The 20,892-nt window shown below is 63.9% G+C and carries 14 protein-coding genes and 4 pseudogenes; 4 read left to right on the top strand and 14 right to left on the bottom strand.

Translation table 11 applies throughout. The annotated features are described in order from the left end of the window. Positions 1 to 8 precede the first annotated feature (8 nt). Positions 9 to 716, bottom strand: coding sequence for a pyridoxamine 5'-phosphate oxidase family protein (locus BTO20_RS00330; RefSeq protein WP_087072422.1), 708 nt, complete (start codon positions 714 to 716; stop codon positions 9 to 11). A gap of 78 nt (positions 717 to 794) precedes the next feature. After that, positions 795 to 2,177, bottom strand: a complete 1,383-nt coding sequence (pdxR, locus tag BTO20_RS00325; RefSeq protein ID WP_198344202.1) for a MocR-like pyridoxine biosynthesis transcription factor PdxR — start codon at positions 2,175 to 2,177, stop codon at positions 795 to 797. Positions 2,178 to 2,450: 273 nt separating this feature from the next. Here pdxR and BTO20_RS00320 point away from each other — a divergent pair, with 273 nt between their 5' ends. Then, positions 2,451 to 3,881 carry an amidase gene (locus BTO20_RS00320; protein WP_087072416.1) on the top strand — a complete coding sequence of 477 codons (1,431 nt, stop codon included), beginning with the start codon at positions 2,451 to 2,453 and terminating at the stop codon, positions 3,879 to 3,881. A gap of 268 nt (positions 3,882 to 4,149) precedes the next feature. Here BTO20_RS00320 and BTO20_RS00315 read toward each other — a convergent pair. The 8 genes and pseudogenes from BTO20_RS00315 to BTO20_RS00280 form a co-directional block, all read right to left on the bottom strand. Beyond that, positions 4,150 to 5,286: pseudogene (locus tag BTO20_RS00315) on the bottom strand (IS3 family transposase). Positions 5,287 to 5,669: 383 nt separating this feature from the next. Further along, positions 5,670 to 5,936, bottom strand: a complete 267-nt coding sequence (locus tag BTO20_RS00310) for a DUF2934 domain-containing protein (protein ID WP_087081394.1) — start codon at positions 5,934 to 5,936, stop codon at positions 5,670 to 5,672. Between the two features lie 283 nt (positions 5,937 to 6,219). Continuing rightward, positions 6,220 to 6,882 carry a DedA family protein gene (locus BTO20_RS00305; RefSeq protein ID WP_087072414.1) on the bottom strand — a complete coding sequence of 221 codons (663 nt, stop codon included), beginning with the start codon at positions 6,880 to 6,882 and terminating at the stop codon, positions 6,220 to 6,222. Positions 6,883 to 6,904: 22 nt separating this feature from the next. Then, positions 6,905 to 7,786 (bottom strand): hypothetical protein, encoded by an 882-nt coding sequence (locus tag BTO20_RS00300; protein ID WP_232490981.1) that lies wholly within the window; start codon positions 7,784 to 7,786, stop codon positions 6,905 to 6,907. A gap of 242 nt (positions 7,787 to 8,028) precedes the next feature. Next, positions 8,029 to 8,535 carry a methyltransferase family protein gene (locus BTO20_RS00295; protein WP_087072410.1) on the bottom strand — a complete coding sequence of 169 codons (507 nt, stop codon included), beginning with the start codon at positions 8,533 to 8,535 and terminating at the stop codon, positions 8,029 to 8,031. Positions 8,536 to 8,690: 155 nt separating this feature from the next. Then, positions 8,691 to 10,043 carry an MFS transporter gene (locus tag BTO20_RS00290; protein WP_087072408.1) on the bottom strand — a complete coding sequence of 451 codons (1,353 nt, stop codon included), beginning with the start codon at positions 10,041 to 10,043 and terminating at the stop codon, positions 8,691 to 8,693. A 345-nt stretch (positions 10,044 to 10,388) separates the two neighbouring features. Beyond that, the gene (locus BTO20_RS00285) at positions 10,389 to 10,688 is read right to left on the bottom strand and encodes a VOC family protein (protein WP_232490980.1); all 300 of its coding nucleotides are present in this window, start codon (positions 10,686 to 10,688) and stop codon (positions 10,389 to 10,391) included. A 222-nt stretch (positions 10,689 to 10,910) separates the two neighbouring features. Beyond that, positions 10,911 to 11,129: a hypothetical protein gene (locus BTO20_RS00280; RefSeq protein WP_087072406.1), complete on the bottom strand. Its 219-nt coding sequence runs from the start codon at positions 11,127 to 11,129 to the stop codon at positions 10,911 to 10,913. A gap of 101 nt (positions 11,130 to 11,230) precedes the next feature. On the opposite strand from BTO20_RS00280, the gene BTO20_RS00275 reads away from it, so the two are divergent. Continuing rightward, positions 11,231 to 11,833, top strand: coding sequence for a TetR/AcrR family transcriptional regulator (locus tag BTO20_RS00275; protein WP_087072404.1), 603 nt, complete (start codon positions 11,231 to 11,233; stop codon positions 11,831 to 11,833). Positions 11,834 to 12,867: 1,034 nt separating this feature from the next. Continuing rightward, entirely contained in the window at positions 12,868 to 14,001 is a 1,134-nt protein-coding gene (locus BTO20_RS39820; protein ID WP_198344201.1) for a hypothetical protein, read from the top strand. 481 nt (positions 14,002 to 14,482) lie between these two features. On the opposite strand, the pseudogene BTO20_RS00265 reads toward BTO20_RS39820, so the two are convergent. Then, positions 14,483 to 14,917: pseudogene (locus BTO20_RS00265) on the bottom strand (DDE-type integrase/transposase/recombinase); the annotation flags it as partial. A 1-nt stretch (position 14,918) separates the two neighbouring features. Between BTO20_RS00265 and BTO20_RS00260 the strand changes: the two are divergent. After that, positions 14,919 to 15,935, top strand: a pseudogene (locus tag BTO20_RS00260) (mercuric reductase); the annotation flags it as partial. Here BTO20_RS00260 and BTO20_RS00255 read toward each other — a convergent pair. The 3 genes and pseudogenes from BTO20_RS00255 to rplI all read right to left on the bottom strand — a co-directional run. Beyond that, positions 15,886 to 16,648 (bottom strand): annotated as a pseudogene (locus BTO20_RS00255) (adenylate/guanylate cyclase domain-containing protein); the annotation flags it as partial. The pseudogenes BTO20_RS00260 and BTO20_RS00255 sit on opposite strands and share 50 nt — an antisense overlap. Before the next feature lie 201 nt (positions 16,649 to 16,849). Continuing rightward, complete coding sequence (locus BTO20_RS00250; protein WP_198344200.1) at positions 16,850 to 19,927, bottom strand: replicative DNA helicase; 3,078 nt, start codon at positions 19,925 to 19,927, stop codon at positions 16,850 to 16,852. Between the two features lie 505 nt (positions 19,928 to 20,432). Further along, a complete protein-coding gene (rplI, locus tag BTO20_RS00245) occupies positions 20,433 to 20,888 on the bottom strand; it encodes a 50S ribosomal protein L9 (protein WP_087072398.1) in 456 nt (151 codons plus the stop codon). Positions 20,889 to 20,892: the final 4 nt, after the last annotated feature.

The following is a 20,892-nucleotide window of genomic DNA, read 5'->3' as shown; positions in this document are numbered from 1 at the left end:
TGAGTTGGTCATGCCAGGTGGCGGATAGCGATGTCGTTGAACCGAGAAATGGCCGGACGTAACGACGGCGCCTCTGCCGCGTTCACCCCTTCTTGTGCTACAGGGTCCAGGAGTTGGGTGACCATTGGCACATAACCTGTCCAGATACTGTCGACGGGAGAATCATCCGGGGCACCAGCACGGATCTTCACACTCACTTGGTCGAGAGCGAGCTTGAGCACGTATGTTGCAGCCATTTGACGGGTAGTCGGGGGTTCGACCTCATTCCAACGGCCCGGCATGAGTCTTTCGGAGATCGCCTTGATGGCGGTCGTCTTTGCTTCACCTTCGACGGGTATCGCCGTGCCAAAGACGATGGCGCAGCGGTAGTTGAGAGTGGAGTCGAATAGGTTCTGTGCGTAGACGAGCCCGTCGCAGATGCTGATAGTGGCACATAACTCAACCCCTTGCTTTGCCGTCCGGTTCAATCCCGCACCGGTGGAGCCGTGCATCAGCATGTGACCATCGACCAAGGCGTACGCCATTGGTATCACCATGGGCTTCCCATCTCGCAGGAAGCCGACGTGAGCAATGAGACCAGCCTCCAGTACCTCGTACAGATCCGACCGGCTGGTGCGCTGCAGCCAACGGTACCGATGAACCTGTGTTTCCTCATTCACGGGCAGAGCGTCGTCGGCGACGTCTTCGCTGTTCGCAGAGAGCGGTGTGTGGGTCATGACGACAATGCTGGTGTGCGTATGTCCGCGTGCACAGTCCAGTCCGTCTGGTTGGGGTGCAACCACTGTGTTACGAACTTAGAAACTCGGTTGGCGTTGACCCGGCTGGAACGCCGGTAATTCAGCGAGAACCCGTACGGCCCGGCGGATCTCCGACGGGTTGGCTTTCGAGTACCCGAGCGCCAGAATGGGGTTCGAGGGATCAGGCACGGTGCGAAACTCGTCCAGATCGGCGATCAGGACTCCGCGGCGCCGGGCTTGGCGGGCGACAGTCGCGGCTGACATGCTCTGCGGGAGGGGCAGAACCAGGTGCAGGCCTGCGTCGGCGCCTTGGATCTGAGGGTGGGATGGGAGCGCTTCGAGGGCATCGACCAATGCTTTCCGCCGGTCTCGGTACACCTTGCGGACTCTGGCGACGTGGCGGGTGAGTCCGCCTGTTCTGAGTAGCTCGTGCAGCGCCCACTGACATGGTGCGGAGACGGTGGCGCCGATCGCAGCGCGAACCTCCAGCACCCGCGGCAGGAGGTGCGGGGGGACCCGCAGATAGGTGACGCGCAAACCGGGGTCCAGCGCCTTGGACACGGTCCCGACGTAGATACAGTTCGCGTTCGGTGCCATCGCGGCGACACTGCTGATCGGCGGCACGCCGAAGCGGAATTCTCCGTCGTAGTCGTCTTCGAGCAGGATTGCTCCGGTGGTTGCTGACCAGTCAAGAAGTTCCAGTCGCGAGTCGTAGCTCAGGCGGTAGCCCAATGGATATTGATGGCTGGGGGTGAGGTATACAGCGGCCGGTGTCGGTGAGACCGCGCGGAGATGGTCGACATAGCGGTCGGGATCGGAGGCGTTGAAAGGCGTCCACGAAGCGCCTGCCGCCTCCAACGCGCGACGGACCGGGTGATATCCAGGGTCTTCGACGGCAACGGGAGCATTTCCTGCCCAGCCGAAGGCCAAGGTGAGCAGCACGATCGCTTCACCGGTGCCGGCGCACAGCACGATCTCTTGGGCATCACACGCCAGGCCTCGTGCGGAACCGAGATAGCCGGCGATTTCGTCACGCAGTTCGAACAGACCAGCGGTGGGTGGGGGCGCGCTGGACGGCCGGGCTGCCCGCCACATTCCTCTCCAGGCCGAGCTCGCAAGCAACGCGGGGTCGAGGTCGCCAGGTCGCAGATCCAGAGGTTCTTGCGGCGACGCGGAGAGGGTGTCGGGCTTGTCGCTCCGCAGGGCAGGATCTTCGCTTCCACGGTCCGCCACGAAAGTGCCGGCGCCATGGACGCTGTCGACGAAACCTTCACCTTCCAGCTCGAGGTAGCACTCGACGACTGTGCTGCGCGATACGGCGAGGCTGCGGGCCAGAGCGCGACTGGACGGCATCGGCGTACCCGCACGCAGCATCCCGCTAGCAATGGCCTCCTTGACTTGACTCAGAATCTGAACCTTCACCGGCTCGGGGCTCGCCATGTCGATTCGAAGGGGTAGATCAACGTCCTCTGGTAGCAACCTCGCGCCTCCTGTAGTCGGTGTTTTGATTGTCCCGTACGTTTGCCCAATCAATCGGCTGATCGGCTCGCGTAACAAAGTGGTCGGGCATTCGTGGGCCAGGAGGTCGCGCCACCCTGGGCGTGTACGGCAGACACTGACGTTGCCCGGGGCGACGACTCGGTGCCCATTCATCTCAGTGGTCGGTGCACCGAAGCGCCGCGTGTGTAGCGCCAGATACGACGAAGGAGAATCATGTCTGCAACGTGTTCCGAGCCGTGGCAATTGTCCGGTGTCGAACTCCGAGACGCTTACCAGAACCGGACCCTCAAGGTCAGCGAGGTCATTCAGTCGGTACTGGACCGGATCGCCGATACGGTCGACCCGAGCAACGCCCTCGTGCTCCAACTCGCAGACAGCGCGCTGGGTTCGGCGGCTCGCGCCGATCTCATACTCAGCGATCTCACGCAGGTACCGTTCGGCTTCGGGATGCCGGTGACTGTGAAAGACATTTCGGCGACCGCTGGCATCCGCACGACGCGCGGTTCTTTGCCGATGCGGCTGAACGTGCCGGATCGGGATGCCGTCGCCGTGGAGCGTCTGAGACGCGCCGGTGCCATCATTATCGGCAAGACAAATACTTCGGAAGACGCCTGGAAGGCTGAGGCCGGGAATCGTCTGTTCGGTCCGACCTACAACCCATGGATTCCTACGGCCACCGCAGGGGGGTCCAGCGGCGGTGCAGCGGCGGCGGTGGCGTGGGGTTACGGCCCGATCGCGACCGCCACTGACGGCCTGGGCTCAATCAGAATCCCGGCGTCGTTCTGCCACGTCGTCGGATTCAAGCCGACACTGGGCCGGATCCCCTACGTTCCGGTGAGCGCTGACTTTCTGGCACATTTCGGGCCCTGCGCCCGGACCGTCGCCGACGCAGGAGCCTTTGTTGAACTCCTCGCCGGTCACGATTCGCGGGACCCGGTCTCGTGGTCGGGCGATACTTCAGCCAACTCCGATTCCGAGCACCTGCGGGTTGGCGTGATCAGTAGTGTCGATGGCTTGCATGCCGAGCCGGCCACCGCCGACGCCTTCGAGGAGTTCGTCACCGAGTTGCAACGGTGGGGACACCACATCCGCCGTGTCGTTCTTCCGGATGGACCGACCAGGATCGCAGGATTGCTGTCCACTGCCTTCGCCGCGGCAGGGTACCGCGGCTGGAGTGACGAGCTGCTCGCCGAACTCGACCCGGATTACCGCGCGCTGATCGCTTTGGGCGGCACGCTGACAGGACCCGAGGTCGCTGTGGCGCTCGAGACCCGACTGATCTTGCGAGCCCAGATCCAGGAGGTTTTCGACGATTGCGATGTTGTCGTCAGTCCTACGGTGGCCGCGTTGCCGTTCACGCCCGGCGCGTACGGACCCGCGGGCTGGGACACCGACGTCTCTCAATTTCATCAGTGGTGTGGCTTCACTTCGGTGTGGAACGTCGCCGGGAATCCGGCGGTTTCGGTGCCCTGGTCACTCACTCCTGGTGGACCAGTCGGTATGCAGATCATCGGTCCGGATCGCCACGACGACGTAGCGCTCAGGCTTGCTGGGCAGGTGGAGGTTCGGCGGCCATGGCGGGCCGATTACTCCCAGCTAGACGCCTGCAATTCGCCTGCCAGGACGCCACCTACTGCGATCTGAGTCCGAACGACAGAGCTGCGCTTTCACCGCGTATGTAGCCAGTCGGTAACACAGTGGCCGGTGCGGGGTCAGCGGAGTGGACTGTATATCGGTCCGCGAACTCGCCAAGATCAGTGTTATGCCCACTGATCCCGCACGCAGCCGGAGCCTCGGTTCGCGCCGAACTGATCGCTTCCCCGAGGCCAGAGCGAATGTCGCGACCGGATCGACAATGAACGAAGCGGCGGCAACCAGAGCGCTGAGGGGGACCCAGTTGGTGGTCCAGCCGTTATGCGACTTTCGGTTGGTGGGTCGCCGACCACTGTAGGGCAAACTCGGCAGGGGTGAGTTCGCCGTGGGCTGAGTGGGGCCGGTTGGCGTTGTAATCGCGGCGCCAGTCCTCGATGATCACCCGGGCTTCCAACAGAGAGTCGAAGCGCCACGAGTTGAGCAGTTCGTCGCGCAGTCGGCCGTTGAATGATTCGACGAAGGCGTTCTGCCACGGCGAGCCGGGATCGATGAAAAGTGATCGGGCACTGTTGAATCGGCACCAATCAGCCACCGCGTGCGCCACGAATTCGGGCCGTTGTCGAAACGTACGTAGACCGGTGCGCCGTGCACCAGCGCGAGGCGGTCCAAGACCTCGACGACACCGTCGGCGTCGATGGATCGGGCGACCTCGATCGCCAGTGCTTCGCGGGTGAACTCGTCGATGACGTTGAGCATCTTGATGGTGCGCCCATCAGCAGTGGTGTCGAACTGAAAGTCCATCGCCCAGATCACGTTCGGGCGAATCGGCGACATCGCACCCACGGCGACACCGATGCCGGTCAACCGCTTCTTGCGGCGCCGTTGCGGCACCCGCAGGCCCTCCTCCCGCCAGAGCCGGCGGATGCGCTTGTTGTTGATCTTCCAGCCCGCTCGGCGGGCCATCTTGGCAGCCCGGCGCCATCCCCAGCGGGGCCGGTCGATGGAGAACCGGCGCAGCCAGGCCCGTAGTTCGGCTTCCTCGGTGGCGATCGGTGATGGCGTCAAGCGCATCGTGGAGCGGTGCAGACCGACCACGGTGCAGGCGCGGCGCTGCGACACCCCGAACCGCTCACGCAGCATGGTCGCTGCGCGGCGTTTGCGGTTCGGGTCAGAAGTTTCCCGACGAAATCTCCTTGAGCATGTCGATGTCGAGAGCCTGGTTGGCGACCAGCTTCTTGAGCCGGGCGTTTTCGGCCTCGAGCTCTTTGAGGCGCTTGGCGTCGTTGGCCTTCATGCCCCCGTATTGGGCCAGCCAGCGATGCCACGTCGATTCCGCGATCTCCAGGTGCCGGCACACCTCGGCCAGTTCCTGGCCCGACGCGAGCAGCTTGTTGCCCTCGGCGAGCTTGCGGATGATCTGATCCGGCGTATGCCGCCGGCGCTTGTTCGATGCCATGTCGTTGTCGATTCTTCCTACCCGAACACTCGGGCAACAGAGTCCCACAACGACTGGACCACTACAGAGGGCTCACCTCACCCGTGCCGGCTCAGCGCAATCACCCGCACATTCTGTATCGGGATCTCGTTGTGTGCGACTGCATCGCGGCGATTCGGTCGTGATGTGTCGTTCACCGGGCCAACAGGGACACTCGCCCGGAACGGGCCGTGATTGCCCTTCGCTAGTCACGCGCAAGGATCGGTGCTCATCTGAGCCTCAGTCCATTTCGGCAGTCGGAGCACGCACGTTCTCACCGGCTGCAGCGTTAGAGACATTGGCGATCCGAACCAGACGATGTGCCGGTTGGGTGCCGCCTGCCGATCGCGCAGCTATGAGTTGCGCTACGAGCCCTGTCGCAACTCGGCCTCTGCCCGGTGCCAATTCTCCTCATCTGTCCCACGGATTTCCGAACGTGAGATGTGGTAGGCGCGTTCGGCAATCATCTCGTGGGTCAAGTTTGGCAATTTGGCCTTCACCGTCGCCCTGCCGGCGGCCGGCTTCTTCGCTCTCGCCGGCTTGTTCTCCTGCGCCGCAGTCCTCTTCGAAGGTGCGCGGCGGGTGGCCGGCTTCGCCGTCCCCGCGTCGGTCAAGGTCTCTTTCGCTGCCATAACGGCACTCCTTTTCATGTGCGATCAAGGCGAGGCGTCGATGCGCTCTCGCTGCCCGTAACATTCTTCCTCCGCACCCGCTGTTCATCACTCACTGCGCGTGCGTGTCGCGGGGCGTGTCAATCAGTCGGTCGGCCGGCTGATACACGTTCGAGCCGTACCAGGCCTGGTTGGGCACAAGTCGTCAGTGCGAAAGTGACTGGCTTGCAATAGCTTCGCCGCAACGGGGCGTCATGGTCGGGTCATCGCGCGATGTCGGCGCACCGATCATGAAGCAGCTGCCTCAAATTCCGTCGTGCCGGCGCAGGGTTTCCCAGTCGTGTTCGTCCTCGAGCTGCGCAATCAGGTTGCGGGTGCGCTCCTTGAGCAGCAGAGTCAGGCCGATGCCGCCGATGATCGCGACAACCAGTGCCACCCAGGAGAATCGCGCCAGCCATTTCTCGGCGGCCAGTCCGAGGTAGTAGACCACCGCGGTGGTGCCGCCGGCCCAGCAGATGGCACCGGACGCGTTCGCGGCCAGGAAGTGGCTATAGCGCATACGCAGTGCGCCGGCCAACGGGCCGGCCAGAATCCGCAGCAGCGCGATGAAGCGCCCGAAGAACACCGCCCACGCGCCCCAGCGGGCGAAGAGTTTCTTGGCCAGTGCGACATGGCCGGGACCGAAGTGCTTGGGGAAGCGTTTACCGAGGCGCTCGAACAGCCCCATGCCGTAGCGCCGGCCGATCGAGTAGCCGATGGAGTCGCCGACAATGGCTCCGATGGTGGCCGCCGCCCCCACCCACACCGGACTGATGTCGAGACTGTGCCGAGAGGCCAGCACCGCCGCGCTCACCAGCGCGATTTCGCCTGGCAACGGGATGCCCAGGCTCTCCAGGCCGATGATCAGGCCGATGACGAGGTACACCGCCAGCGGTGGGATGGATTCCAGTATCGAGTCGACCGTCACCCGCCAAGGATGCCGTATGCGGCTAGGTGACCGGTTGCAGAGTGGCGCCGACGGCCTGGCCGTACAGGTCGGAAGCCGCGCCCATCGCAGCCTTGACCGTGTTGTAGTAGTCGGTTCCGACCCCGCCGCGATACCTGAGTAACTGCGGGTTCTGCGCGAGCGTGGCCGCCAACACACTGTCGCTGCCGACGCCGTATTTCTTGAACGCCTCCGTGAACCGGGCGATGAACCTGGCAATCGCCTTGTTAGGGTCCTGACGTTCAGCGACGGTGCCGAAACTGGCTTTCTCTTGGAACAGGCCGATGACCTCGTCAGCCGCCGCCCCCTGGCTGCCGTAGGCCTGCACACCGCCGGAGGCGGTCGGGCGGAACGTGGACTCGATTTTCGCCGTGGCGATGACGGCCTTGATCTGCTCTTCGCTCAGCCTGGCGGCCTGGCCCTGGCTCACGATGGCCCTGACGATGTCGTGCGGACTGGAGTCCTTGGTCACGACCACCGGTCTGCGGGTGATGGCTGCGGCCACTCTGGTGACTGTGCCGTCGGCAGGCCGTTGCTCAACCGCGACCGCGGCCGTGGTATCGCGGTGCACCGGGGGCGAAGACAACGTGGTGACACCGCCGACGCCAGTGGCAACGAGAACGGCCGTGATGATCTTCTTCACTTGTTTGTGTTTTCCGAGCGCCTCGGTCAGTCGGTCCGCTTTCGGCAAGGTCGTGCTCTCTTTTCTGAACTTGTGGATCCGTCGGCCGACACAGACACGCCTTCCAACCGCCTCTTGGCGTCGAAAGACAGGGCCGAGCTGCGCACTGGCATGCGGCGACCAAACGCCAACCACACCAGACGCGCGCTGATGAAATTTGCTGCGTGCATTACGGCGGCGACGACGCTGCAGTGAGTTCGTCACCCGCACATCACACTCGCCACAACCGTCGCTCCGGTTGCCATGGTGTGATCTGTGCCACTTCACCTGGTACTACGGGGTTGTAGCAGTCAGCCGAGCACTGTATTGGAACTTTCGGGATCTGGCAAAACCGCGGCAAACGATCGACGTCCGGCGGCTTGTGCGCGCACCGTCGACGATTGGTGTTTCGTTTGCTGGTTACCTACCAGTGCCCCGCCCGGGCGCGGGCGGTACGGGCAGCGGGCTTATCGACGTGGCGGTTCCCACGGGCGTAGCCGCGGCAGCCAGGCCGGGACCGCACGTCGGTACGCCTCATACTCGTCTCCGAATTGCCGTGCGAGAGTTGGCTCTTCATACCACCGGACAAACGCTGCAGGAGCCACCCACGCCGCTACCGCATACATCAGTAGCCGCACGTTTCCGAACAGCAACGCCTGTCCGATGATCACCAGCAACAGCCCGACATACATCGGGTTACGCACGTAGCGATTGAATCCGGAGACGACCAGACGATCGGTCGGCGCGACCGGGATCGGGGTGCCACCGGCCTTGACGAACTCCGCGAAGGCCGAAACCGGCGGGACGAGGCCCGCGGCGATCAGAAGTCCGCCGATGACGCGCATTACCGCCCAGCCCGGTAGCGGACGCTGAAACTGCCAATGGGTGATCAGCCATGGGATCAGTCCGACCACCGTGCCGGGGGCGACCACGAAGAATCCCGCGCTCAGTGCTGCAGCTTTTGATCTTTGCATCGTCAGCTCCTGTCAGACCCCTTGTGGTACAGCCGATCTGATATCACGCGGCGGCGTCCCTCGACCGGACTCGACCTCCCAACGGCCGGCCGAGATCGTCGTCTGCGCCATGGATCCGATTGTGCGCGCACTTCATAGATCGGTGAAGGGGCCGGTCAGGTGCTGGAGACCGGAGCCAGCGGATTGCCGATCTGGGCGACGACCACGGCCGTCACCGTCACCCCAACAGCCGCGGCAGCCAGCGAACCGGAGTAACCCGACGATGCGGCGAGGGCCGCCAGCACCGCGATGCCGAGGCCAGAGCCGAGCGCGAATGCCACCTCTTGCACCACGCCCACCTGGGACACCGCGTCGGCGGGAGCTGCCACGAACAGCGCCGTGGTGCCGAGCGTGCCGATGACGCCGAAGCCCGCGCCGATCAGCAGCAGGGCCGGGCCGATCGCCGCCGGATCCCTTGCCGCCCAGGCCAGCCCGGCCGCCTGCAGGATCAGCGCCGCCGGTAGGACCAGGCCGCGGCGGTCGATCCGGGCCAGCGTGGGCGCCACGATGCCGCCGATCGTGGTGGCGATCGCCTGCCAGAGCAGTACCAGGCCGGTCGCCGACGCCGACCATCCCCGATCGTTCTGCAGATGCAGGCTGGTCAGATAGATCGCTCCGAGGGTGACCCCGGCCGAAACGACGATCGTCGCCACCGCCGCCGAGAAACCCCGGTCACCGAACAGGTCCACCCGCAGCAGTGGATCCCGCAGCCGTCGCTGGGCCCGCAGGAACACGGTCAGAACTACCGCACCGGCCAGTCCGACGACGGCGCCGACAACCGGTACGAACGGCAGGCGTTGCACGCCGTATACCGTGACGCCGAGCCCGAGCGCCGCGACCATCACCCACCCCGGATGCCACGCCGGCCGCACCGAGGCCCGCGTGTTCGGCACTGTCGCCCGGGTGAGGAGCGCGCCGATCGCCGCGATCGGTACGCAGATCCAGAACACCCACTGCCAGCCCCAGTGATCGGTGAGGTAGCCACCGACGAGCGGGCCAATCGTGTTGGCGGCACCGAACACGGCAACCCAAAGGCCGTTCGCCATCGTCCGGGCGTGACCCTTGAACACAGCGCCGATGGTGGACACCACGTTCGCCAGGATGAGCGCGCCGGCGATGCCGAGGCCGAGTCGTGCTGCGAGCAGTCCGGGGGCAGGCAGTACCGGGGCCACCGCGCTGAGCAGCGCGAAGACAGTCATGCCAGCGACCAGGGCGCGGCGGCGGCCGGAGCGGTCACCCCACCGCGCGGCCGGCACGATCGCAGCTCCCACGGCGAGCGGGTAAATGTTGACGACCCACGACTGGTCCGCCGGAGCGATCCCGAGATCGTGGGCCAGCTTCGGCAGGGCGGTGTTGATCATGCTCACCGCGAGACTCTGCGCGAGGATCCCCACAAGCAGCGGGACCATCACGGGCCACGAGATCCGCGCACTGGCCCGCGGCGCATCCTTATCGCACGGTGGGGTCACACCCCGATACTGACAGGTCGACGTTGCCCGGCTCATCCGTGCTGCTCGCAGAGTTTCCGGCAGAGCTCCATGAAGCGTTTACTCCGCCACGTTTGTCTCCGGAACCGGTTGAATTCCTACGACTGACCCCTACCGGACAGCATTGACCCCGTCGCCTGTCTTCCGAAGCGTGATCGACGGGGCGAAAAGCGCAGGCAAACGAAGAACTTCATTGGACGGAGATCAGGGGTTAATGGTGGTGGGGTTGGTGCCATCGGCGCGCCACCCGCTCTCCATTCATTCGCCCGCGTAGCTGCTGAACGTCCAGATGTGTCCCTCTAGATCAGCGCAGGTGTACTCCCTGACTCAAGCCAGCGAATCATGTATTCGGCTCAGGATCGTGGCGCCAGCCGACTCGGCGCGGGACTGATGCTCGTCGAGTGCGTGGTCCGCCACCCAAACACACAGTGCGTGCGTGGTGCCGTGCAGTATCAGCGGGCTATGCATGCTGTATGGATTGTTGCCATGCTCTCGACCAAGGAAGATCAGATCCGTGCCCACGCTGAGTTGCGCGTGCTCCACGGAACTGTCGTCGGCTTCGGTTTTAAAGTGCAATTCGAATCCGAATGCGCCCGTGAGAAACTCGATCGCCGATCCAGGATCCACGTATCGGAGATTCGGATACACAGCTTGACGAGGCGGAGTGTCGACCATATGCCTGCACGCTACGCGCCGGGCGGCGACGCGAAGACGAGCACACCTTTCGGTGCGCCTGTCGACTGGTCAGTGAAGCGGTTTACCGAACTCATCTCACTTCTCTCCCGAAACTCCCACTGGCACTTGACTACTGCATGCTTCATCACCAGCGTTCGTGCCCCTTCGGCATCGTTAGTCCGCCTCGGACCGATCTGACCGTCGCTTACCGGAACGAGCGAGCACCACTCCAACCGCCACAACGAGCAGGTACCCGAGCAGTCGTGCCGCGAATCCGCCTGGCAGCCAGCCCAACACGCCCGCATTGTCATGATCGGCCAGCAGGCGAATCGCGCCCTGAGCGCCCACCACCAACAGAACCATGCCCCCGACCAACGTGAAGACGTTACCCATCGACTCCCCTTCCCTCGTAGCGCCGATGTCGTGGTGCGATCGAACCATAACACGTTTTGTTACGATCGCACCACAAAGCACACCGGGATGACAGGGAGCAGATGCCGCGGCAGGTGGATCATGATGAACGGCGCCGCCAAATCGCCGAGGCTGTCTGGCGTTTGGCTATCCGCGGTGGACTAGAGCAGGTCACATTGCGACGAGCGGCCGCCGAGGCGGGAGTCTCCCCCCGGCTTCTGCAGTACTACTTCGGCACAAGGGACCAGTTGTTGCTCGGTGCGCTGGAAATCTTGAATGCCGAGGCCGAACAACAGGCCAAAGACCGCATGGCCAGCCTTGGCGCGGCACCGAGCACGCGCGCGATTGTGCGCGGTGTCCTGCTCGAGATGCTCCCACTGGACGCGCAGCGCCACGACCGGCATGTGGTCTATGCGGCCTACTTCGTCCGCTTTCTGGTCGAACCAGCCCTTGCCGCAGTCGCGCGCGTTGCACCACCGGAGCTTGCGAATCTGGTGGCCGACTTGATCACTCGCGCACAGGAAGTCGGCGCGGTACCGCAACACATCGACGCTGCCGCCGAAGGCGCCTTCCTCGTCGCCGGAGCCGAAGGACTGCAGGCCCAGGTCTTGCTCGGCCAGTGGACATCAGAGGAAGCAGTCGCCGTCATCGATCGACAGCTCACGCGCATCTTCGCAGCGGAATGAACATCTTCACCGAACCCTTCACGACAGATCGACGCGACGACGTTCCTTGGGTCGGAGATGATGTCTAGGCGGAGATCGGCTCCCAGCGCCAGCCGTCGTTGTCGCTGCACTCTATGCTCTCGCCGTCACCGGCCACCCCGAATGCTCCATGGTCACTTCTACGACAGAATTCCCCGGGCTCGTAGCAGTTGCCCTTTTTAGTTTGCGGATAGCAGCCAGATGGCGGCGCGTGTGCGTCAGCGGTCGAGTGCGGCTGCTCGGCGTACGCAGAGTGCGCCGCAATCACTTCGGCGGCCGGGAATCCGACGGTTGCTGCCACTAGAACCGTGGCGGCCACTGCTCGTAACATGTTTGCCCCCTTCAGGGGGTTATCGTCTAACCAGAAAAATGGTATCTAGTGAACGCGCCGGTGGTGGTGACCTTGGCGCGGTCCAAGCGAATTCGCAGCCATTGGTGCGGCGGTTGCCAGACAGTTGTGCAATGCAACACTTGCCGCCAGCACAGCGTGCGCCGGCGGGGCTGCCGTCCTGTCAGATGTGGACTTTCAACGGCCCCGACTGCTGCACCGGAACCGACCCGCAGAGGCTGGGCGATGAGCGGACAGATCGAACTGTCGCGCCGACCAAGCGGCGCGCAATAAACTCCGACGCACGACGGCCCAATAATGGCCCCCTGATCGGCCATGTCCGTTGCCGCACTCTTGGATTGAAGGACTCGCGCGTCTCTTAACCCCAGGATCAGCCATCGCACGGCCACCATCTGTGCGATTCCGCCACGTTCGGTGATGAGAACCACTTCAGCAGCACGCGTGTCAGTTCTCAAACGCGGTGTCAGCCCCGAGGACCCTGAACTGGGTTGATCGCTCCGTTTTGATGGGATGTCGCCCCAGATTTTTCTGAGCTCTGTGTCACTTTCAGTCTGACGGCCACCTAGTTGTGATGTCCGTGCACCGAATCCGGTTTACAGCTGTTTTAGCGTAGGACCGCCTAACGCCTCACGGCCGACGTGTCGGAGCGCTGGTATAGCTTTTGGCAATGCGCTGGTTTGCCCGCCCGGAGAACGATGCCCTGCAGTTGCGTGTCGCGCCGCGGTTGGCGGCCTGGGACGCGGCCGCTCATCCAGATCAGGTTCGACTACGCGAATATCTGATTGACACCGAAGATCTTCTCGCCGCTTCAAAAGTCCCGGGCCCGTGGACGTTACGCCTGGACGTCGGGCGCCGGGCCGATCGGGATTTACTCGACCAGGCCGACCTCGACAATTACGCCTACCCGCTCGCAAAGCGCTTGCTCGACGGGGAGTTGGTGTCGGTCTGGTGCACCAAGGAACATGCTGCGCACTCGTACGTCCGCGTGGACTCTGCCCGCGAGGTGATCGGGCCGGCGGATGTTCTGGTCGTCGAAACGACCGCGTCATGGGAGAGTCGCCGCGGTGGTAGCCCCGCCCAGAAGCAGATCATGGCCGGCGTTGCCGACGCGCAGGCGCTGCCCACGAGCCAGCCGGTCAGGCTGGAGTTGTCCTTCGTGGTCGGTCCGCAGCGGATCTGGCCGAACTTGTGGAAGCAGACGATCGACTCTCTTGATTCAATTTTGGGTCGCACCGATCCCGGCCGGTCCAGTCACCCGCTCGACGGCCGGATCACAGAACTGGGGCTGCACGTGGAGGTCGACCCGCGCGCCGGCAACAAGGTCGTGATCGGCATCCATGCCGCACCTGGCGGCATGCACGTCAGCCCGCGCGGGCGCGTCCTTGTCGGCGATGCAGTTCTCATAGACCAGCCCAGCTCCGGCGCGCGTGGCGCGAACGGCTCAGCAAGCGTTGATGACTCGGCGCAAGCGGATGTGCGACCCGGGGCCGCTGCGGTGTTTGGGAATGCGCGTGAGTTCCGTGACGATGATGACGGCTATTTGGCCTGGATCGCCGATCATCCCGACGGCTACGTGATCAATATCGTGCGCGGCCACACCCCTGCCGGTGCACGGATTCACCGTGCGAGTTGTTGGACAGTGAGCCGGCCGGGCCCGCGCGCCGCCTCGTGGACCGAGGGCCAGTACGTGAAGATTTGCGCAGACCGATTGGCCGACCTCGAACACTGGGCGGCCACCGTGCTGCCTGGGCCGATCGAGACGTGCGGGACCTGCAGACCTGCGTCGACGAGCCGAACCTAGGTTTACGTGGTGAGGCGGCCACGAAACATTGTTCGGGCGCCCTCGCGTGACCGACGGATTCCTAGTTCTTTGTCTCACTGCAATGTTGAAAATGACAAGCGGATGACAGTCCGCTTGAGAATATTATATGCAGTTTGAGAATCGACAACGCGGAACGTCGGAACGTTGTAGGTTCTCACGCTTGGCGACATCGCCGGCGCCGCTGACCCGCCGCTTTCCTTGTTGTCTCACAGTGCTTTCGGCGCCATCTGTCTCACGGAACGCTTCATTTCCTACGGGCCAACCCCACGGGTGGTGAGCCCCACACCCAACGTGCATGGACCGGCAAAGCCATGACCGGATAGGAGGTGCTCGACCGGCAAGGCCCGCAGCTGCCAGTCATGGGACCATGCCATGAACGCGAGCTGTCCTCCGTTGCGGAAGCATGTTCGCCGATCGAAAGGGACTGCCCCGAGTTCAGTTGACTCGCGGGGTGTGAATTTCAGGCCGCGGTTGCGACTGGTGTGTGGAGCAGTTCGAGTTCTATCGGGGTGAGCTTGCCGATTGCGCGTTGGCGCCGGCGTCGATGGTAGGTCCGCTCGATCCACGACACGATCGCCAGGCGCAGTTCGGCTCGGGTAGCCCAGCGTCGCCGGTCAAGCACGTTGCGCTGCAGAAGGGCGAAAAACGACTCCATGGCCGCGTTGTCACCGCACGCGCCGACGCGGCCCATCGATCCATGTAACCCGTTGTGCGACAGCGCTTGAACGAACTTTCGCGACCTGAATTGACTGCCCCTGTCCGAATGGACGATCGTAGCAACAGGTGAGCGTAAGGCCACCGCATGTTCCAGGGCGGCCACCGCGAGCGAGGACTTCATCCGCGAGTCAATCGAATAGCCCACAATCCGATTGGAGAACACGTCCTTGATGGCGCACCACCACCTCACGGTGGACGGTCGGCAGCTGCGGGCCGACAGAATCTATCCGAACGTCGGCGCTCGAGCGTTCGTGCCAAACATGCCAGGGCTGTCCGACATCGAGTACATGACGAATGTCGAATTGCTCGAACTCGACACCGTGCCAGAGCATCTCGTAATCATGGGCGGCAGCTACATCGGCTTGGAATTCGCGCAGATGTACCGTCGTTTCGGCGCCCACGTCACCGTAGTCGAGAAGGCACCACGGCTAGTACCCCGCGAAGATGAGGATGTCTCAGCAACGATCAGGGAGATTCTGGAGTCCGAAGGCGTCGCCATCCGCGTCGACGCCGGCGATGTTCGATTCAGCCGGCACCACAATGGCTTTCAGGTGATACCGCGTAATGGTGCGCAACCAATCATCGGAACACACCTCCCCGTTGCAGTCGGTCGCCGGCCGGACACCGACGATCTGGGCCTGGAAATGGCCGGGGTTGAAACCGACGCCCAGGGCTACATCGCGGTCGACGACGAGCTACGAACGAATGTCGGGCACATCTGGGCGATGGGCGACTGCAACGGGCGGGGCGCCTTCACCCACACGGCGTACAACGACTTCGAGATAGTCGCGGCCAACGCAGGACTCCTCGACGGCGTCTCACGCCGGGTCAGCGACCGCGTCCCCGCCTATGCGCTGTATGTCGATCCTCCTTTGGGTCGGGCCGGCATGACTGCCGACGAGGTTCGCAGATCGGGCCGAAAAGCATTGGTGGGCAAACGCCCAATGGCACGGGTGGGTCGCGCGATCGAGAAGGGCGAGACCTTCGGCTTCATGAAGGTGGTGGTGGACGCGGAAACCGAGGAAATTCTCGGAGCGGCGATCCTCGGCGTCGGGGGCGATGAAGTGGTCCACGTTATCCTCGACATCATGGCGGCCAAACAGCCCTACACCGCGATCTCACGCACTATGCACATCCACCCGACCGTCAGTGAATTGGTGCCGACAACGTTCCAGGATATGGTCCCGCTGGCGTAGTTCGTCGACCATCGGCTGACGTCACCTGCGGGTCGAACCCGAATATCTTCAGCTGGGTTGATTTGCCCTTCAGCGCAAGCGATCCCCGGTCGACGAGTTCGGGTGGCCGGGAAACCAAAACGTCGACGGTCTGCTGGGTGAGGAGTATCGCGTCGCCGGTGATCCTGGTGAGCTGCTCGACGCGGGCTGCGACATTGATCGCGTCGCCGATAAGGGTGAATTCGAGATGACCTGCGCCACCGATGGTCCCGGAGATGACAACGCCGGTGTTGATCCCGATGCCGATCGTAAGCTCGCCGGCGAATTGCTCGGCAACAAGGCAGTGAGTCAACACCGCAGCGGTCACGACGGCATCGGCATGATCCGCGAGGCCATTCGGGGCACCAAAGACCGCCAGAGCGCCGTCACCGAGCAACTTGTTGACGTGCCCGCCCGCGTCGACGACGGCAGGACCACGATTTCGAACAGCGCGTTGAACCGGGCGACCGTGTCCTCGGCGGTGTCCGCCTCGGAGAACGGGGTGAAGTCGCGAATGTCGACGAACATCACCGTCACCTGGCGGCGGCCACCGGTGAACACGTCATCACCTTGCGCGAGTAGCCGAGCCGCGAGAGCGGGGGGACGTAAATCCCGAACGCCGCCTGAAGTCGTTGCCGCTCAGCCCAACCGATCTGCATGCGGTTCAGCGACGCCGCAAGCAGGGAGCCGACGTCTTGGCTCCACTGTGGCCCACGGCAATCACCTCGGCCCTGGATCGGATCAGACTGCTTCGGTGAACTGATCGTCACATGGCCGTCGACGGACGCTCGGGATTGAACAACCCGCGTGTCTCACGAACCTGGCGGATCCGCCATCACTCCGCGATCACTCGTGAGATTCCGCCACGATCCGTGAGACCCTACAACCGTCGTCGCCTACCGCGCCATATTCGTAAACCGCGACAGATGCAGTTGGTGCGCAACGGTTATCGTGGCGGTCGGCCCGTTGCGGTGCTTGCCGAGGATGATGTCGGCTTCGCCGCCACGTGGGTCATCGCGATCAAACGCGTCAGGCCGATGCAGCAGCATGACCATGTCGGCATCCTGCTCGAGACTATTATGTAGGCTAACTAAATTTGCGACAAAGTTGTGCGTTCCCGGCACGGTCCCGTCGTAGACGTCATGAGTACCAATACTTTTGATTTCGACGATCTTGTCCCAGAACACATCGTTAGTTGCAAGATCGTGGAGTCTCCGGTCTTGCAGCGCCGCCGCTACACGATGCAGTGTCGAGCGGCCCGGGTCATGCTTCCACCGTGCTTCTGACACCGTTACGTTCGCTGCGAGACTCAGATCGCGGTTCGTCCACTGGCGCACTTCCATCACTGATCGCACGGTGCCCCAAACCTCGTGGGGCACAGTGTCGGAACCTGGCCTACACGTCCGCTTCTCGAGTTCTTGCAGAACTTCGCGGGCCTTCTCGCCACGCGCACCGTGTACTCCGATATGCGCAAGGAACCGCTTCTGGTTCTCAGCTCGATCGACACACACGTGCCAGCAGTCCCGGTAGCCAACTTTCCGTGTGCGAACGATACGTCCGTACACCCCGACCCGCAGCAACAGCTGGGTCACGTCGTCGGCCAGCTGCCGGCTTGTGGTGGCGTAGTAGATCCGCGCCTGGCCGCCCTTGGCGTCCCAACGGACCGACCCGTCGGTCGCCCAGAGGTGCTTCAAGAACAACGCCACCTGATCGTTCGGCAGCGCGAAAACCTCTTTGGGAACGAACTTCTCGTGGCTGCGCTTGCCGAAGAGACCCAGCTCGTCCAGCCAGGCGGCGATCGGATTGCGCTTGCCATGAGTCAGTCGGTACGGCGCGGGCAGCCGCATCGTCGTGACGCGAGCGGCCGGGTACTCGTCCCGAACCGGAGTCACCCCGAAGTAGGCCGCTGAGATCTCCACCGCATCGAGGTTGGCCTTGTCGATGCTGGCGTAGCGGATCGGCTGGCGTTTCACGCATGAGCCGTCGCCGATCATGTGCGCGAGCATCACGACTTCAGAGTCATGCATGCGTTCGGTCTGAACCGGTTCGGGAACACGGCGTGGTGTCGCCAACCGATCGCCGATGGCCAACTCGCCCAACGGAATCCAGCCGTCGAGCGTCAGGAACGGATGGTTCGCGGTGGCCTCGACCTCGCGGCCGGACGCCAGACGGAGTTTGAAGACCTCTTTGTGGCCGCTGTAGAAGACATTGGTCATCGGCCGCGCCACCATGCGCTTCTGCTCGTCGAGGGACCAGACCAGTGGGCGCTCACCGGTCGCCATCAACTCACCGAAGGTGACCTCAGCGCCGGTGTCGGCCCGCAGGATTCGCGTGTTCGCGGTCATGCAGCCCGACTCACGAAGGTCGGACACCTGCGGGCGCTTGTCGGTGCGCTGCTCGGGCCCACGGTTCAGCTGGCTGATCGCCACCACGGGCACGTCGAGTTCCTTGGCCATCAGCTTGAGGCTTCGGGAGAAGTCCGACACTTCCTGCTGACGTGACTCGTACTTCTTGCCGGAGCTCATCAGCTGCATGTAGTCGACCACGACCAGCCGCAGATCGGCTTTTTGCGCCAGTCGTCGGCCCTTGGCGCGGATCTCCATCATGGTGAGGTTCGGCGAGTCGTCGATGTAGAGCGGCGCCTCGCTGATCTCACTCATCCGGCGCGCCAGCCGCGTCCAGTCGTCATCGCTCATGCGGCCCGAACGCATATCGCCGAGTTTGATCTTCGCCTCGGCCGAGAGCAGGCGCATGACGATCTCGGACTTGCTCATTTCCAGCGAGAAGATGACGCTGGCCATCCGGTGCTTGATGGAGCAGGACCGCATGAAGTCCAGGCCGAGGGTGGAGTTGTGGGTCGGCACCATGGCCGGCCCGGCCAGGTACAGATGCGCGGGATTGTCGACCTCCACGCAGCGCACCGGCACACTCGGCAGGCGCCGCACGCCGACGATCTGACAGACCGGCGTCAACACCGCGGCGCCGCCGCCGGAGGCCGGTGCGGCGATGGCGTGCAGCCCGGGTCGCAGCGCGGCTGTCGTCCGAATCCCGTCCCCCGTCGGCCATTGGTGCTGCGCGTCGGCGACGATCACGGTGCCGTCGGCGAATTCGACCTCGTAGCACGGCCGATCCAGCAGCACGTCGGTCGCGGCCAGCACCTGCGTGGGCTCACCGTCGGCGCCCAGCAGAAGATCCCCGGCCACGACGTCGCCCATCGTGGTCCACCCGTTGGGGGTCGGCAGCGGGGTGTCGAGCGCGAGTGCCTTCCCGACACCGGGACGCGCGGCGATGATGATCATCTGCCCGGCGTGCAGGCCATTGGTGATCTCGTCGAGTTCGGTGAACCCGGTCGGCACACCACGCGAGATACCGCCCTGGGACGCGATCGCGTCGATCTCGTCCATGGTGGGCTGCAGCAGGTCTTCCAGCGGGACGAAGTCCTCTGACGCGCGCCGCTCGGTCACGTCGTAGATCTCGGCCTGCGCCCGGTCAACCACATCGGTCACGTCGGCGCCGTCGGCCCCCGCGTAGCCGTACTGCACCACACGTGTCCCGGCTTCCACCAGACGGCGCAGCAGGGCCTTCTCGGCCACGATGCCGGCGTAGAAGCCGGCGTTGGCGGCGGTGGGCACCGTGGAGATCAGGGTGTGCAGATACGGGGCTCCACCGATGCGGCGCAACAGACCGCGCCGGTCGAGTTCGGCCGCCACGGTGACCGCGTCGGCGGGCTCACCGCGGCCGTAGAGGTCCAGAATCGCGTCGTAGACGTTCTGGTGGGCCGGGCGGTAGAAGTCGCCGGGCCGGAGCCGCTCCAGCACGTCGGCGATGGCGTCCTTGGAGAGCAGCATGCCGCCCAGCACCGACTGCTCGGCTGCCATGTCCTGCGGAGGCTGGCGGCCGAAGTCCTCGCTCGGCGGTGCGCCGTCCATATCAGGAGGCCCATCTGGATGCCCCAGATCATCGACGACAGCCACGGACTTCCACCCCCACTTCAAGACCGGTCTGACGACAGGCTCGAACGTCTATTCGAAACGGTACTGCGACTGTAAAACAGGGTTCCGACAAAACCGTGGAACGCCTCGCGGCAGCTTACGGTAGACGTTGCTGGCGACCCCGCAAACCCGGCCTGTTAACGAACCTGTGGATGGCGTGGGGATATCTGTGGGTAGCGATGTTGACTCATTGGGGAGAACCTGTGGATTACTGCCGAGTCAGTTCGCATAGGCCCAGTTCAGGTGGATAACGACCCAGTTCGCAACTGTGGATGGGAATTGTCACGGCGTGTCGCGACGGGTTGCCACCTCGGGCGTGTTGTGTTGCACACAAGGGCCGGTGAGGTTAACGCCGGGTTAGATTCGCTGTCCAGCGTTTCACTCATAATGTTCGCGGTAGACACAGCAACGCCCGGGTGGGATCCGATGACGGACCCGACCCGGGCGTTTTGACGCTGTCGTTAGACCTCGGCCACTTACGTGGCTGTTATCCGGCCACCACGTTCAACGAGACCGTGGCTTCGACGCCGGTGTGCAGCCGAACCGTCACCGGGTGGGTGCCGACCGACTTGATGTGCGCCTTGGGCAGCTGGACGGTGCGCTTGTCCAGGTTCGGCCCGCCGGCCTTCTTGATCACTGCGACGACATCAGCCGCGGTGACCGATCCGAACAGCTTGCCGGTGTCGGCAGCGGCGTGGACGGGCAGCGACACCTCGCCCAGACCCTCGAGCGCGATCTTGAGCTCGTTGGCGTGCTCAACACCCCGCACGGCCTTGGTCTCGCGGGCCCGGCGGATCTCTTCGGCCTGGCGCTCGGCACCACGGGAGGCCACGATGGCCAGCCCACGGGGCAGCAGGTAGTTGCGGCCGTAGCCGTCCTTGACCTCGACGGCGTCGCCGGCGACGCCCAGATGCTCCACCTCAGCGGTGAGAATCAGCTTCATGATG

This window comes from Mycobacterium dioxanotrophicus, assembly GCF_002157835.1.
GTDB lineage: Bacteria > Actinomycetota > Actinomycetes > Mycobacteriales > Mycobacteriaceae > Mycobacterium > Mycobacterium dioxanotrophicus.
This window is presented reverse-complemented; position numbering and strand designations above follow the sequence as displayed.